Origin of the sequence: Blautia sp. LMAG:36, from assembly GCF_008680535.1 — a bacterium.
Classification (GTDB): Bacteria; Bacillota; Clostridia; order Lachnospirales; family Lachnospiraceae; genus Blautia_A; species Blautia_A fusiformis.
The window spans coordinates 217,187-232,328 of sequence record NZ_NALB01000005.1; the positions used below are offsets into that span (position 1 = coordinate 217,187).

Consider the following 15,142-nt stretch of genomic DNA (forward strand, 5'->3'; position numbering starts at 1 on the left):
TGCCCCTTTACAGTTTTTTCTGCTTTACCGGCTGGGCCCATTTGCGCAGGTTTCTGTCGCGGATGATCTTTTCCAGGCCGTATGCTGCAGAAGTTTCATACAGATCAGAAAGATTAAAGGCAAATCCTGTATAGCTAGCCAGATAGTTATCTATATAAGGAAGCCGTGTACTGCCGCCGGTCAGATAAATGCCCTCTTTTGCGATATGATAAGCGATCTGTGGCGGGGTACGTTCCAGAAAAGATTTCATCTCTGCTGCGATCTGGTTCACACAGTTGGCGATCCCTTCATTAACAACGTAGGCAGAAATAACTTCTTCTCGTGGAAGTCCGGAAATACTGTCGATCCCGACTACTTTTCGGGCTTCTTTTTTCTGATCATTCAGTCTTCCCATAACTACTTTCAGACGTTTTGCAGTTCGTGTTCCAATCTGAAGATTATAATGTTTTCGGATCTCGCTGCAGATAGATTCGTTCATCTGTCTGCCTCCGATGGGGATCTTACGGCTGATGATGATCTTGCCGTCGGTTATGATGGAAAACTCTGTACTCTGTGCACCGATGTTTACGATCATGCTGCCCTGATTCTTTTCAGGGTCGATTCCCATGGCAATGGCATCTGCAATAGGGGACTCCACCATAAAAACACGGTTTTTCCGCAGCCAGTGACCATTGACCAGATGATAGTATGCCCTCTTTTCGATAGCAGTCATATCAAGTGGTACGGAGAAATACATGTCTGCTCCGAGACCGGATGTATGATCGATTTTTTTTATCATGCTGTAAAGGACGATCTCCTGCAATTCCAGATTTGCCAGCATACCGAAAGCCATAGGAGAATTTACGGAAATATCTGCAGGTGATTTTTCAAACATTTCATAAGCTTCGTTCCCTATGGCAAGGATCCGGCGTCCTCTGTAGGCTACCATGTTCTTTTCTATGTAACTTTTGTTTCTGAAAAATGAATAGACTTTTACAGAGCTGCTTCCAAGGTCTACTCCGTAATTATTTCTAAAAAGCATAAATCTGTCCCTTCACTTAAGTATATTCATCAAAAATCCCTTTTTCGCGGAAACTGACATACCTGTGATCACCGATGATGATATGATCCAGAAGATGGATGCCGAGGAGTTCACCACAATGATAGATCCGTTCCGTAACATCCAGATCAGCCTGGCTGGGGGAGGGATCGCCTCCTGGATGATTGTGGACCAGGATCAGATTCACCGCCCGATACTTTACAGCTTCTACAAAGACTTCTCTTGGTGTGATCAGTGTGGCATTGACAGTACCGCGGCTTAAAAGCTGTTCCCCCGACAAATGGTTATGTCCGTCCAGCATCATGCAGTAAAGCAATTCCTGCTCTTCATGCCGGAGCCGCTCCATATAATATTTCGCAATGGTTACCGGATGGTGAAAAGACAATTCCGGTTTTGCAGCTGCGGTTGCCATACGCTTGGAAAGTTCCCCGATACATTTCAGCTGTATGGCTTTTACCTTACCGATCCCATGGATCTTCATCAGTTCCTGCATGGAAATATGAAACAGTCCAAGCAGGCCACTGTATCCGGTCTGTTTCGATAAATTCAGGATTTTATCTGCCAGAGTCAGGGAACTGGATCCCTGTACGCCACAGCGCAGGATCACGGCAAGAAGCTCTCGATCGCTCAAGGACTGTTCTCCTTCCCGCAGACATTTTTCATACGGACGCTGATAATCTGGCATTTCCATTATAGTATCTTTCATATGATTTCCCTTTTCGCTCTCGAAGAAGGGGATGCAAAATTGCAGAAGTTATTTTAGCATAAAAAAGCAGGGATGTACACTCTATCCCGGAAATTTCCACTTTTTTCACATTTTGTTTACAGGCAGGGCATAAACAGAAGCGACTGCTTCTGCCACCTTGATCCCGTCCATCGCTGCGGATGTAATGCCTCCGGCGTAACCGGCGCCCTCTCCGCAGGGGTAGATCCCTTCTATATTGGAAGTGAGCTTTTTCGGTTCCCGAACGATCCGTACAGGAGAAGAGGTACGGCTTTCTACTCCTTCCAGCAATGCATCCGGTCGGTCAAAACCGGAAAGCTTTTTTCCAAAAGCATGGATTCCTGCTTCAATGGAATCGCCGATCTCTTTCGGGAAAATACTGCGGACATCGGTAAGTGTATAAGCTCCTTTGATACAGGGAATCACATCTCCAAGCCTGGTACTTTTCTGATGTGTACAGTAATCTTTGAAAAGCTGTACCGGAATTTTTCCGTTTCCGGCTTCCCAAGCAGCGCGCTCCAGTTTTCTCTGCAGAGCGATTCCGCCGAGAACTCCCTCTTCAGGAAAATCAGAAGGGTTTACCGTAACGATGATAGCACTGTTGGCATTATGGCTGTCGCGTGCCTGATAGCTCATACCATTCACTGCAAGCATATCTTCTTCAGAAGATGCATTTACAACATATCCGCCGGGACACATACAGAAAGAATAAACGCCACGTCCGTTTTCCAGTGTATGGGTAACCTTGTAGCTGGCTGCACCCAGACGGTCGTTTTCCGGTTCTCCGTAAAGATCCTGGTTGATCATGGTCTGCGGATGCTCCACGCGTACCCCCACCGCAAAAGATTTCGGCTCCATATTTATATTGTGTTTATCCAGCATGGCAAATGTATCTCTGGCGCTGTGGCCAGGAGCAAGAATACAGATTTCTGCCGGTATTTCCTCTTTTTCATTGACAACGACTGCATTAAGCTTCCGGTCACGGATTATCAGGTCAGTTACTGTGGAACGAAAACGGAATTCCCCGCCCATTTCTTCAATCTGATGACGCATAAACTGAACGATACCTACAAGCTGATCTGTGCCAAGATGAGGCTTTTGCTGGTAAAGGATCTCAGAGGGAGCTCCTGCCTCCACAAATCGGGAAAGAACTTCCTTTCCTCTTCCAAAAGTATCTTTTACCAGAGTATTCAGCTTTCCATCGGAAAAAGTCCCTGCACCGCCCTCTCCGAACTGTACATTGGAATCCGGATCCAGGATGCCGTTTTTCCAGAAATTTTCCACGGTTTCCTGGCGTTTGTCTGCTTCTTCTCCCCGTTCCAGTACCAGTGGACAGTACCCGGCTTTGGCCAGGTACCAGGCACAGAATAATCCTGCAGGTCCGCTTCCGATCACTATAGGACGATGGGAAAGAGTTTCAGAGCCAGATGAGGGAAAATGATATTTCTTCTCGGAGGTTAACATAATATTTTTATCGTGAACCTTTTTGAGAACACGGGATTCGTTATCCAGTTTAATATCTACAGTGTAGACAAATTTTTTGTCCTCTTTGTGCCGGGCATCCAGAGATTGTTTTCGGATCTCATAGGTGAACGGCTGATTTCCAAGACGAAGCATTTTTGCTATTTTTCGGTGAAGCTGCTCTTCTGTATGGGTGATGGGAAGCTTCAGCTGTGTGATCCGGATCATTTTTCTTCCTCCTTTGCTGCCCAGATACCGGCGGCAGCTCCGCTTGACCATGCCCACTGCAGGTTATAGCCTCCGCAGGTGCCGTCAATATCAAGGAGTTCTCCGGCAAAATAAAGGCCTTTATGAAGTCTGGATTCCATGGTTTTACTTTGAACTTCAGAAGTATCCACGCCGCCGGAACAAACCTGTGCCTGTTCAAAAGAAAGGCTGTCTTTTACCGGAAGGCGAAAATCATTGATCCCATGGATCAGATCCTTCTGTGCACATAAGACACGGATCAGTTTTTCCGGAAAAAGTCCGATGAGAAGTTCTTTTTCTGTTTTATAAGGGCAGGCTGTTTTTCTCTGTTCCAGGTATTCTTCCAGTTCTTTCTGGTTCAGTTCCGGAAAAAAATTTATGGAAAGCTCTGCGTTTTTGTTTTCGTGAACCGCTCGGATGGCGTAGCGGGAAATCTGAAATACCGGGATCCCGGATACACCGTAATCGGTAAGCTGCAGTTCTCCCTGCTGAGAGGCTGCCGGAATGCCATCTATATAAAGGGTTATCTTACCTTCTGTCCGCACACCACTCCAGCCGGAAAAAGAATTTCCCTTACATTTCAAAGCTGTCAGAGCTGGAAGAGGTTCGATCAGATGATGTCCGAGACTTTCTGCGATTTTGTATCCACTTTCACTGGAACCTGCAACGGAAGAGGCGCGGGAACCGTTTGCAAGAATCACGGCATCACCATTGTAGGTCCATCCGTCAGTATGGATCTTCCACTGTCCGTCTGTGAAAGACACGCCGGTAACAGTCTGATTGGTTTTCAGTTTTACTTTCAGGCTGCGTGCTTTCATGGTAAGAACATCTACCACACTCTGCGCCTGGCTGCTCCGGGGATAGATCCATCCGTCGCGGTCTGTGGTACAGATTCCCAGTTCCTGAAAAAATTCCAGAGTCTTTTCCACAGGAAACTGTGCCAGGGCATCTTTGACAAATTCCGGATGGGATCCCCGGTAAGCGTTTTCATCCTGGTTCAGATTTGTCATATTACAGCGTCCATTTCCTGTAGCACAGATTTTTCTTCCGGGACGGTCATTCTGTTCCAGAACCGTAACCGCTGCTCCGTTTATGGCAGCCTGAATAGCCGCCATAAGGCCGGAAGCACCTGCTCCTACGACAAAGACCTGCTTTTTTAAGTCCTGTCCTTCGGATTTTTTCATAATTTCACAAGTTCCTTATCAACCATATACTGAAGAGATTTCAGGATTCCAAGTTTAGCATGCTCCCAGGTAAGACCACCCTGGAAATAAACAGCATAAGGTGGTTTCATAGGACCATCGGCAGAAAGCTCGATGGAAGAACCCTGGATGAAAGCACCTGCAGCCATGATGACCTGACTGTCATACCCTGGCATATCCCACGGTTCCGGTGTCACAAAACTGTCTACCGGTGCTGCAGCTTGGATACCCTGGCAGAATGCTACAAGACCTTCCGGTGTTCCAAGGGTGACTGCCTGGATGATATCCTGACGTGGTTCTGTGCTGTTCGGTACCACCGGGAAACCAAGTTTTTCGTAAATGTTTGCTGCAAAAACGGCGCCTTTTAAAGCTCCTTTGGTAACCATCGGTGCAAGGAAAAATCCCTGGTACAGAGAACGGTTTACACCAAGGGTTGCCCCCACTTCCATGCCCAGTCCCGGGCAGGTCATACGGTAGGAAGCGTTTTCCACACAGTCTTTTCTTCCGGCGATATATCCGCCGATAGGGGCAAGACCGCCGCCTGGATTTTTGATCAGGGAACCCACCATGATATCTGCACCTACATCACTTGGCTCTATGGTATCTACGAACTCACCGTAGCAGTTATCTACCATGCAGATCACATCCGGTTTGATCTTCTTTACAAAAGCGATCAGCTCACCGATCTGTTTTACAGAGAAGGAAGGACGAGTCTGATAGCCTTTGGAACGCTGAATGGTTACCAGTTTTGTTTTTTCATTGACTGCCTTTTTGATATTTTCGTAATCAAAGGTACCATCCTCAAGAAGGTCTACCTGACGGTATTTTACACCATATTCTGTAAGAGAACCGTTGGACGGACGGATCCCGATGACTTCTTCCAGAGTATCATATGGTTTGCCTACAGGGGAAAGAAGCTCATCGCCCGGGCGTAAGTTTCCAAACAGTGCAATGGCAAGTGCGTGGGTTCCGCAGGTGATCTGCGGGCGGACCAGGCAGGCTTCTGTGTGGAATGTATCCGCATAGACCTGCTCCAGGGTCTCGCGTCCAAGGTCATTGTAGCCATAACCGGAGGAAGCTCCGAAACATGCCTCACTGACACGGTTTTTCTGCATGGCATGGATAACCTTCATCTGGTTATACTCTGCAGTTTTATCAAATTTTTCAAAACGTTCTTTCAGGGAATCTTCTACAGTTTTACCGAAATCGTAAACTGCGGAAGAGATTCCAAGCTGTGCATATAATTCTTTCATGATCATTTTTCCTTTTTTATTTTATTTGGCAGGCAGGATCCCTTTTTCTCTGCATACAGAAAGCATGTAGGAAAGAATCCTGCTGTCATCGTAATCAAAGTTATCTTTATCTACCCAGGTTACCTCGCCTTCTCTTCGAAACCAGGTAAGCTGACGTTTGGCAAAGTGTCTGGTGTCACGTTTCAGGACCCGTACGGCTTCCTCATAAGAATAGTTTCCGTCCATCCAGTCCAGAATTTCCTTATAGCCAAGCCCCTGCATGGAAACCATTCCCCTGTGGCAGCCCATCTCCCGAAGCTTTTTAACTTCTTCTGTCAGACCGCTTTTCAGCATTTCGTCCACTCTTGTGTCAATGCGTTCATAGAGAAGTGTGCGTGGTGCGTTCAGGACGAAATAAGCCAGTGCATAGGGACTGGTATGCTCCTTCTGTTCTTCATTATGTTCGGAGATCCTGGTACCGTTCTGTTTATAAAATTCCAGGGCACGTATCACCCGCTTGACATTGTTCTCATGGATATCTTCGGCTGACTTGGGATCGACCTTGGCAAGCATGTCATGGAGAAATGCAGGCCCCTTCTGCTCTGCCAGCTCTTCCAGCTCCCTGCGGTAATGTTCATCCTGGTCGGAGCTGGTAAAATCAATATCTCTGGTCACAGACTGAATATAAAATCCTGTGCCGCCTACCAGGATCGGAATCCGGCCTTTGTCATAAATTTTGTCCATGGCATCTTTTGCCATCTGCTGAAAAAGGACAATGTTAAAATCTTCTGTTGGCTCCAGTACATCCACCAGATGATGTGGGACGCCATCCATTTCTTCCGGCGTGATCTTGGCGGAACCGATATCCATATGGCGGTAAACCTGCATGGAATCCGCAGAAATGATCTCTCCGTTTACTGCTTTTGCAAGGGCAATGGAAAGCTTTGTTTTTCCCACGGCAGTAGGCCCGGTAAGCACGATAAGAGGTTTTTTCATATATTTCCTCCGTTTATGTTAAGTATCTTACACGATACGTTTGAATTTTTTTTCGATTTCTGTCTTACTCATGGCAATGATCGTTGGTCTTCCATGAGGACAGTTATAAGGATTTTTCAGTGTCAATAATTCATCGATCAGCTTGTCAGCTTCCTGAGGTGACATGGAATGATTGCCTTTTACAGCAGCTTTACAGGCCATGGTCGCAAGCCTTGAGGCAAAAATTTCAAAGGCATCCCTGGAACCGTCTGCAGTGAGGTGGTCCAGCATTTCCAGAAACAGCTCTTCTTCTGTCATTCCCAGAAGGCTGGAGGGAACCGCACTGATACTGTACTCCCTTCCGCCAAAGGGTTCGATCTCAAAGCCGAAATCTCGGAAATACTTTTCGTTTGCCTTCAGCAGATTCTCCTCCTCAAGGCTGAGTGAAACGATCAGTGGCGGACTTACATACTGAGACTGGATGTTCTGGGACTGAAACAGCTTTACGAATCGCTCATAATATACTTTTTCATGAGCAGCATGCTGGTCAATGATATAAAAATTATCCTCGAACTGTACCAGCCAGTAGGTGTCAAACAGCTGTCCGATCAGCCTGTGGCGGCTTCTGGATTCAGGAGCAAGAAGCCGTTCTTCAAACAGTTCCAGCTGTTTTGGCGGTTCCTGTTCCTGAGATTTGATCGGTTCGTTGTCTACCTCAGGAGGTGCCGATTCAGCAGGCTTTTCAGAAATCACTTCAGAATCTGCTGTTTCTGCAGCGGAATTTTCATTTCTTCCGTCTTTTAATGTTCCGGAAAACATTTCCTCTTCTTCTTTTGTAAAAGGCTGCGATCCATATACGGGGTTTTCCCGCAGAGAATCCATATGTTTGTATTTATCTGCAGAAGAAGCAGAAGAACTGTGAGCTGTTTCAGCTGAGCTATAGGAGGCGGTACCATTTGTCGACTTATTATAAGGTATCGATGGAACCGGCGTTGTACGTACTTCAGAAGCTGCCGGTGCAGTATGGGAAGCTATATTTGCCGTCCGGTTCGGGTGACCGTACATCTCCTGACGCCGTTTTACTTCAAAAGGCTCCGGAATATTTCCTGGCTTTATCTGTTCTGTGCGGGATGTCGGTTCGTCTTTTCCCACAGATACCTGCGGGATCAGTTCTCTGTGGGTCAATACCTTGCGGACAGTTTCATAAATGGCCGTATAAACTTCGGTTTCTCTGGCAAAACGCACCTCTCTCTTTGCGGGATGCACATTAACATCCAGGTCATTGCCGTCCATTTCAATCCGAAGGGAGACAAACGGAAATTTATGCTGCATGACAAGTCCCTTATATCCGTCCTCAATGGCCTTGGTAATGATCTTGTTTTTAACATACCTGCCATTGATATAATAATTCTCAAAAGTACGGTTTCCTCTGGAAATCTCCGGTTTCCCCACAAAGCCCTCGATCTTCATGAAATCATTTTCATAGGAAACATCCAGAAGCGCCTTGGCAATCTCACGTCCGTAAACACTGTAGATCACATCTTTTACACTGTAGTTTCCGGAGCTGGAAAGCTTCACCTGACGGTTCTGGATATATTTAAAGGAGATTTCCGGATGGGAAAGCGCCAGCTGCTCCATCAGAGTATTGATGTAACCGGCTTCTGTCATATCGGATTTCAGGAATTTGCTCCTTGCAGGTGTATTGTAAAAGAGGTTTCGGATCAGAAAGGTTGTTCCCTCGGGTGCCCCCATTTCCTCCAGAGACTGTTCTTTTCCGCCTTCGATCACATAACGGGTACCACTGATCCCGGAAGGCGTCTTTGTGATCAGCTCCACCTGGGAGACAGCGGCAATACTAGAAAGTGCTTCACCACGGAAGCCAAGAGAGGCAATGTGGGTCAGGTCTTCTACTTTTTCAATTTTACTTGTGGCATGGCGGAGAAAAGCAAGCGGAACCTGCTCTGCATCCATTCCGGAGCCATTATCCGTGATACGGATCAGCTTTTTTCCACCGTCTGTGATCTCCACAGTAATAGCGGTAGCACCTGCGTCAATGGCATTTTCCACAAGCTCTTTTACAACAGAGGAGGGGCGCTCTACGACCTCTCCTGCTGCAATCTTATCAATGGTATTCTGGTCTAAAACTGCAATTTTTTTCAAGGGTATCACCACCGGTTCTTAATTTTGTTCTGCAGGTTATAGAGAATATTCAAAGCTTCCATTGGTGTCAGATTTCCAATCTCCAGGTTTTTGATCTCTTCAATGATATCATTGTCCTGTACCGTGTCAAACAGTGACATCTGTGCCATATCTACCTGATCATAGGTGATTTTCTGCTTTTTCTTTGGAGCGGTCAGATCTTTTACAGCTGCGGTGATATCTGCATCACTGAGCTCCTCTACCAGTTCCTTGGCACGCTGGATCACGGAATCCGGAACTCCGGCAAGCTTGGCTACCTGGATACCATAGCTCTTATCTGCTCCGCCTTTTACGATCTTACGCAGGAATACGATGTCGTCGCCTTTTTCCTTGACAGCGATACAGTAGTTGTTGACACCGGAAAGCTTGCCTTCCAGTTCGGTAAGCTCATGATAATGGGTCGCAAATAAGGTCTTGGCGCCGCAGAGTTTGGTATTGCTGATGTGTTCGATCACTGCCCAGGCAATGGAAAGACCGTCAAAGGTACTGGTTCCACGTCCAATCTCATCCAGGATCAGAAGACTTCGGGAAGTGGCATTACGAAGAATGTTGGCAACCTCTGTCATCTCCACCATAAAGGTACTCTGTCCGCTTGCAAGGTCATCGGATGCTCCCACACGGGTGAAGATCCGGTCAACCACACCGATATTCGCACTGTCCGCAGGAACAAAGCTTCCGATCTGCGCCATCAGTACGATCAGCGCTGTCTGGCGCATGTATGTGGATTTTCCGGCCATGTTCGGTCCTGTGATAATGGAGATACGTTTTTTGTGATTGTCAAGATATGTATCATTTGGAATGAACATATCGTTTTCGATCATTTGTTCCACAACCGGGTGGCGGCCATTTCGGATATCAATGAGGCCGGTTTCATTGATCTTGGGCCGGACAAAGTTATTCCTCTGTGCAACCAGTGCAAGGGAAGCAAAAACATCCAGAGCTGCTACTGCCTTTGCAGTACGCTGGATACGGACAACCTCAGCTCCAACCTGATCACGGATATCTGAAAACAGTTCAAATTCTAATGCATAAAGTTTATCTTCCGCTCCAAGGATCAGATCCTCCAGATCCTTCAGCTCCTGGGTGATGTAACGCTCTGCGTTGGTAAGAGTCTGTTTGCGGATATAGTTCTCCGGCACGAGATCCTTGAAGGTGTTGGTAACTTCCAGGGAATAGCCGAATACACGGTTATATTTGATCTTCAGGCTCTTGATACCGGTGCGTTCTCGCTCTCTTGCTTCCAATTCAGATAACCACTTCTTTCCATCTGTCCGGGAACGGCGGAATTTATCCACATCTTCGTTATAACCTTCCCGAATGATACCGCCGTCCTTCTGGGCAAGGGGCGGATCATCAGCAATGGAATTACGGATCAGAGCGGTAATGTCTGACAGTGGATCCATGTCTTCGTTGATCTGCATAAGCAGCGGAGATTTAAATTCTGCAAGGATCTGCTTTATATACGGCAGCATTTCCAGGGAAGAGGCAAAGGAAACCAGATCTCTTGGGTTGGCAGATTTATAGCTGATACGGCTTATCAGACGTTCCAGATCGTAGATCGGATTTAAGTATTCCCGGATCTCATCACGTTCCATAGGTTTTGCGTTCAGTTCTTCCAAGGCACCAAGTCTCTTTTCAATTTCCTCTGCATCGATCAGAGGCTGTTCCACATAAGAACGAAGGGTTCTGGCACCCATGGCGGTTTTGGTCTTATCCAGAACCCAGAGAAGAGAACCTCTTTTCTGCTTTTCGCGCATGGTTTCCACAAGCTCAAGGTTACGACGGCTGGAGCTGTCGATGAGCATATATTTTTCAGCAGAGTACGGGCGGATGCTTGCCATATGGGAAAGTGCTGTTTTTTGTGTTTCCTTCAGATACAGGAACAATGCACCGGAAGCAATGATCCCGCTGTCATAATCTCCGATCCCGAGACCTTCCAGATTTCCGACGTGAAAATGCTCTTTCAGGGTTTTCTGGCACAGCTGGTCGTCAAAGTACCAGGGATCCAGAGCAAATACACAGATCCCAAGACGCCCCTTCAGATCCGCTACATCCACACCGCTTAAAAGAAAGGCGTCGTTGCAGATGATCTCGGCAGGTGTGAATTTATTGATCTCATCCAGAAGCTTCTGTGGTTTATCCAGCTCTGTGAGAAAGCAGTCACCGGTTGTGATATCTGCAATTGCACAGCCAAAATGCTCTCCAATGGAGACAATGGACATCAGATAATTGTTTTTTGACTCGTCCAGTGACATGGTATCCAGAGTAGTTCCCGGTGTGACAATGCGGACAACCTCTCGTTTAACAAGACCCTTGGCTTTTTTCGGATCTTCTACCTGTTCGCAGATGGCAACCTTATAGCCCTTTTCGATCAGCCGGTTGATATAAGTTTCCGCAGCATGAAAAGGAACGCCACACATGGGCGCTCTCTCTTCCAGTCCGCAGTCTTTTCCTGTAAGTGTAATTTCCAGTTCCCTGGATGCAGTCAGTGCATCCTCAAAGAACATTTCATAAAAATCGCCCAGACGGTAAAAAAGGATACAGTCGCTGTACTCTTCTTTGGTCTTTACGTATTCTTTCATCATCGGTGATAATACACTAATATTCTCCGGAAACCCAGTGTTTATGCGGCTTTTAGAAGTTCCAGATGTTGATTTGACCACATTATTACGATAGTTTTTTCCCTCGTTAGTGTTTTTGTCTATACTCAAGTATTTAAACCTCTCTTTAAAATTTTATCTCCATTTGCAAAATCAGGTTTCTGTTCCGTATTTTTGAATATACAGTTCGTATTCGTCATCTATATGTTCTTCTTCAATGTGTGTATAATAATTAGTCATTTTTTCATCAGAGTGTCCAGCTATTTTCTTTACTGTAGCGGCATCCATTCCCGATTGAATGCATCTTGTTACAAAAGTATGACGGAAAATATGAGGATGAACATCCATTAAATTCGGATCTCTGTTCTCTTTTTCTGCCAGAGCAATTTCATGCTTATTAACAATCCCAACAATCCGCCTGCATTCTGTTTGAGCTGATGATGGAAGATAACTTCTTCCTGAAGATGTTGTAAAAATCAGACCGGGATATTTTTTTAAAAGTATATTTGTTTTTCCCCAGTTTTTCCCCAGTTTTTCTTTATCACGATCCTGTTTTTCCTTCCAGCTCATAAAAGCAGCAATCACTGCATCCGTTAATGGAACCTTTCTATTGCTGGCACTTTTCTTTGGTGTTGTAATCTGAATAGTAGAATACCTTTCAGGAAGTTCATTTCCTTTCGAATCATAATATTTTGTAACTCTGTTTAAGGTTTTATATACACGAAGCTTTTCATGCTTAAAGTCAAGATCACACCATTCTAGGGCAAGTGCTTCCCCTATACGTAATCCTGTATGAAGAAGAATAAAAAAGAGTTCATAATACCGGGTATTCTTGCAGCTCTCAAGGAAACGATGAGTGTCATATACACTAAGACATTTTTCATCTTCTTGTTCCTGCATTATCTTCTCATCAGGTATTTCACCCGGTTCTTCTTTAGGCAGTTTAATATCGGCTACGGGATCTATGGGTATCATTTTTCCACCATATGCCTTTTTGAAAAGCTGACGGACTACACTTAATGATTGTATTACCGTTGTACGTGCATATCCTTCTTCTTCGAGTCCCTTTATCATGTCAAGAATATGTGTTGGACGGACCTCTATTAACCTCATGTAACCAATATATTCTCTTACTCGCTCAAAACCATTTACATAGTTACTTAAAGTGGTTGCTTTAACAGAATGCACCACATAAATAAGCATCCATTTTTCATACCACTTTGAAACAGAAATTCTAGGATCATATCCTGCAATTCCGGGGGAAACATTAGCAAGGTAGGCATTTCTTTCTTTTTTTAGATGTTGTAAATTTGTACCATAAATTGAAAACGTTTTTCCTGTACCGCGAACGAAAATTCTGGCCTCATATCGTCCATCTTTTCTTTGATATAATCCTTTTCCTAATTCTTTACCCTTTAAGTTTTTGCCCATAACACCACCATCCTTTCTGATGATAATGCATGGCACTGGATATATATTTTAGCACAACAAAAAAAAGCTTTCAAGACTGCCGATCTATCCATTTTTGAAATTTTTTCTTATCAATCAGTGTTCTGCGCCCAATCCGTACCATGAAACAGTTTTCATTCATCAATGATCTCATTGTTTTCTCAGAAAGTCCTGTAAGCTCACAGGCTTCTTTAACGGATATAAGAATTTTATCGTTGTTTGCTTCCGGCTGTGTTTTTTTTCGCAACATATATAACCGGTCAATATCTGCAGGCAGATGATATTGACCGTTCCTCCTCTCTATTATATAAATTCTAAAAAAGGCTGCCTGCTGGCCTTATAGATTAATCCAATGTTCTACGTTCCTGTTGGCTGACATAATACTCCACTGCTTCCTGTAAACTGCATCCGGTCCTATGGCTTCGACTTATTACACTGCTTTTATTTATTCCTAATTTCTCACAGCATACTTTAAGCGATGGATAAACAGTTCCATGATATTCAAATTCCGGGTTACTTAACATTTTTTTCCTTTTTCTCGTCATAAAATGTGTAAACGATTCTTCAAGAGAACAATTCTTATCTCGTGCTCTTTGTCTCACACATATATCATCAATACCATATTTTTGACAACATGCCCGGAGACTTCGATATTCTATTCCTTTAAATGTAAATTTTTGTATTCTTTCGGCAATCATATCTTTATTTTCAATAAAATGCTCCAATGATTCTTCCATAGTACAATTCAATCTATATTTTCTTGAAGATACACTGTCAGCGTTGACTCCATATTCCAGACAGCATTCTTCCAAAGACCTATAGGTTTTGTCTCTAAAAATAAATACCGACGGCTGTGTTTCCATTCTGGCTTTCTTTATGAAATGATCCAAAGATTCTTCAATGCTGCATTCTGTTGTTTTGGCACGGTTACGCACACTGGAAGCATTAACGCCGTATTCAGCACAACATGCTGAAACACTTTTATACCTTTTCCCTTTATAAAAGAATTGCATTTTCGGTGTTTCTGTTTCCTTTTTTTGAATATAATATTTCACAGCTTCTTCCCATGTACACTTTTTTCGCCAAGCTCTACTGCGTACACTAGATTCATTAATTCCATAGAATTCACAACATTGTCCAAGTGAGATATATTTATTTCCCTCATAAAAAAAAGCCTCTTTCGCACGATGCCTTTCTTTAGACATCACCTGATTTTCAGGAATTTCTTCTTTTTTCGTTACTTCTTTTGGCATACAACCTTCCATATGAGAGATAATTTCTTCCATAACATCCGCGTGAGGACGTTTCGCTTTAAATACTGCTGAACTTACTGACTTTGGCTTTAATCCATACGCAAGACAACATTCCGTAAAATTTTTGTATTCTTTTCCACGGAATTCAAAGGCTCTTTTCTCTTTAGATTTGATATAATGTGTAATCGCACGTGTAGAAGAAACCCCATTTTTTTCCATATACAAACGTACTGATATAGGATTTATCTCCAGGTCTTCACAACATTGAGGCAGTGATGGGTATTTCACACCATGATATGTGATTTCATGTGCCTTTTTCCATTCTATTGCCCGTTCAATCGCTTCCTGTGGTGTGCATTTTCGATTCCACATATCGGTCTTGACAGAATCTTCGTTTAAATCATAAAATTCGCAGCAGGTCTTAATGCTGGCCCATTTTCGATTTCGGAATATGATCTCTTTACTTTTTTTCAATTCAATAAAATGTGTAATCGCTTCTTCAGTTCTACATTTATATTGATTCTGATATGCCATTACACTACGGTAACATATTCCATAAAAATTACAGCATTTATGCTTACTTTCAAAAGTTCTGCCATTGTACACAAATTTGAATTTCTCCATGTAATTTGATCTGATTTTACGTGGCATAAAAACTTCTTTCCTCCTTTTATCGTGATTGGATCTGATACATGTCAAAACATTTTGCCAAACAAAAAAAGACACTCCAAGAGTTCATTTTACTCTTTTTGTGTCTTTATC

Annotated in this window: 11 protein-coding genes; all 11 read right to left on the reverse strand. The window is 44.2% G+C overall.

What is annotated here, in order from left to right; translation table 11 throughout:
* Positions 1 to 7: 7 nt before the first annotated feature.
* Complete coding sequence (locus tag CCC17_RS07050) at positions 8 to 1,021, reverse strand: rod shape-determining protein (RefSeq protein WP_021652032.1); 1,014 nt, start codon at positions 1,019 to 1,021, stop codon at positions 8 to 10.
* A gap of 16 nt (positions 1,022 to 1,037) precedes the next feature.
* A complete protein-coding gene (gene radC, locus CCC17_RS07055) occupies positions 1,038 to 1,745 on the reverse strand; it encodes a RadC family protein (RefSeq protein WP_022427291.1) in 708 nt (235 codons plus the stop codon).
* A gap of 105 nt (positions 1,746 to 1,850) precedes the next feature.
* A complete protein-coding gene (locus tag CCC17_RS07060; RefSeq protein WP_287082802.1) occupies positions 1,851 to 3,452 on the reverse strand; it encodes an NAD(P)/FAD-dependent oxidoreductase in 1,602 nt (533 codons plus the stop codon).
* Positions 3,449 to 4,654 (reverse strand): NAD(P)/FAD-dependent oxidoreductase, encoded by a 1,206-nt coding sequence (locus CCC17_RS07065; protein ID WP_287082804.1) that lies wholly within the window; start codon positions 4,652 to 4,654, stop codon positions 3,449 to 3,451. The genes CCC17_RS07060 and CCC17_RS07065 overlap by 4 nt, the downstream gene beginning before the upstream one ends.
* Positions 4,651 to 5,925 (reverse strand): methionine gamma-lyase family protein, encoded by a 1,275-nt coding sequence (locus tag CCC17_RS07070; RefSeq protein WP_021977999.1) that lies wholly within the window; start codon positions 5,923 to 5,925, stop codon positions 4,651 to 4,653. The genes CCC17_RS07065 and CCC17_RS07070 overlap by 4 nt, the downstream gene beginning before the upstream one ends.
* A gap of 21 nt (positions 5,926 to 5,946) precedes the next feature.
* Positions 5,947 to 6,900, reverse strand: a complete 954-nt coding sequence (miaA, locus tag CCC17_RS07075; RefSeq protein ID WP_287082805.1) for a tRNA (adenosine(37)-N6)-dimethylallyltransferase MiaA — start codon at positions 6,898 to 6,900, stop codon at positions 5,947 to 5,949.
* A 27-nt stretch (positions 6,901 to 6,927) separates the two neighbouring features.
* Positions 6,928 to 9,039, reverse strand: a complete 2,112-nt coding sequence (gene mutL, locus CCC17_RS07080) for a DNA mismatch repair endonuclease MutL (RefSeq protein WP_287082807.1) — start codon at positions 9,037 to 9,039, stop codon at positions 6,928 to 6,930.
* 5 nt (positions 9,040 to 9,044) lie between these two features.
* Positions 9,045 to 11,663, reverse strand: a complete 2,619-nt coding sequence (gene mutS, locus CCC17_RS07085) for a DNA mismatch repair protein MutS (protein WP_287082808.1) — start codon at positions 11,661 to 11,663, stop codon at positions 9,045 to 9,047.
* A gap of 168 nt (positions 11,664 to 11,831) precedes the next feature.
* Positions 11,832 to 13,109 carry a tyrosine-type recombinase/integrase gene (locus CCC17_RS07090; protein WP_117593458.1) on the reverse strand — a complete coding sequence of 426 codons (1,278 nt, stop codon included), beginning with the start codon at positions 13,107 to 13,109 and terminating at the stop codon, positions 11,832 to 11,834.
* Between the two features lie 70 nt (positions 13,110 to 13,179).
* Positions 13,180 to 13,377, reverse strand: coding sequence for a helix-turn-helix domain-containing protein (locus CCC17_RS15205; protein WP_005422911.1), 198 nt, complete (start codon positions 13,375 to 13,377; stop codon positions 13,180 to 13,182).
* A 94-nt stretch (positions 13,378 to 13,471) separates the two neighbouring features.
* Entirely contained in the window at positions 13,472 to 15,031 is a 1,560-nt protein-coding gene (locus CCC17_RS07100; RefSeq protein WP_117738794.1) for a hypothetical protein, read from the reverse strand.
* Between the last annotated feature and the right edge of the window lie 111 nt (positions 15,032 to 15,142).

Coding starts and splice junctions, on each gene's coding strand:
- CCC17_RS07090 (WP_117593458.1), bottom strand. CDS start 13,109: ATGGGCAAAAACTTAAAGGGTAAAGAATTAGGAAAAGGATTATATCAA.
- CCC17_RS07065 (WP_287082804.1), bottom strand. CDS start 4,654: ATGAAAAAATCCGAAGGACAGGACTTAAAAAAGCAGGTCTTTGTCGTA.
- CCC17_RS07050 (WP_021652032.1), bottom strand. CDS start 1,021: ATGCTTTTTAGAAATAATTACGGAGTAGACCTTGGAAGCAGCTCTGTA.
- CCC17_RS15205 (WP_005422911.1), bottom strand. CDS start 13,377: ATGTTGCGAAAAAAAACACAGCCGGAAGCAAACAACGATAAAATTCTT.
- radC (WP_022427291.1), bottom strand. CDS start 1,745: ATGAAAGATACTATAATGGAAATGCCAGATTATCAGCGTCCGTATGAA.
- CCC17_RS07100 (WP_117738794.1), bottom strand. CDS start 15,031: ATGCCACGTAAAATCAGATCAAATTACATGGAGAAATTCAAATTTGTG.
- CCC17_RS07060 (WP_287082802.1), bottom strand. CDS start 3,452: ATGATCCGGATCACACAGCTGAAGCTTCCCATCACCCATACAGAAGAG.
- CCC17_RS07070 (WP_021977999.1), bottom strand. CDS start 5,925: ATGAAAGAATTATATGCACAGCTTGGAATCTCTTCCGCAGTTTACGAT.
- miaA (WP_287082805.1), bottom strand. CDS start 6,900: ATGAAAAAACCTCTTATCGTGCTTACCGGGCCTACTGCCGTGGGAAAA.
- mutS (WP_287082808.1), bottom strand. CDS start 11,663: ATGATGAAAGAATACGTAAAGACCAAAGAAGAGTACAGCGACTGTATC.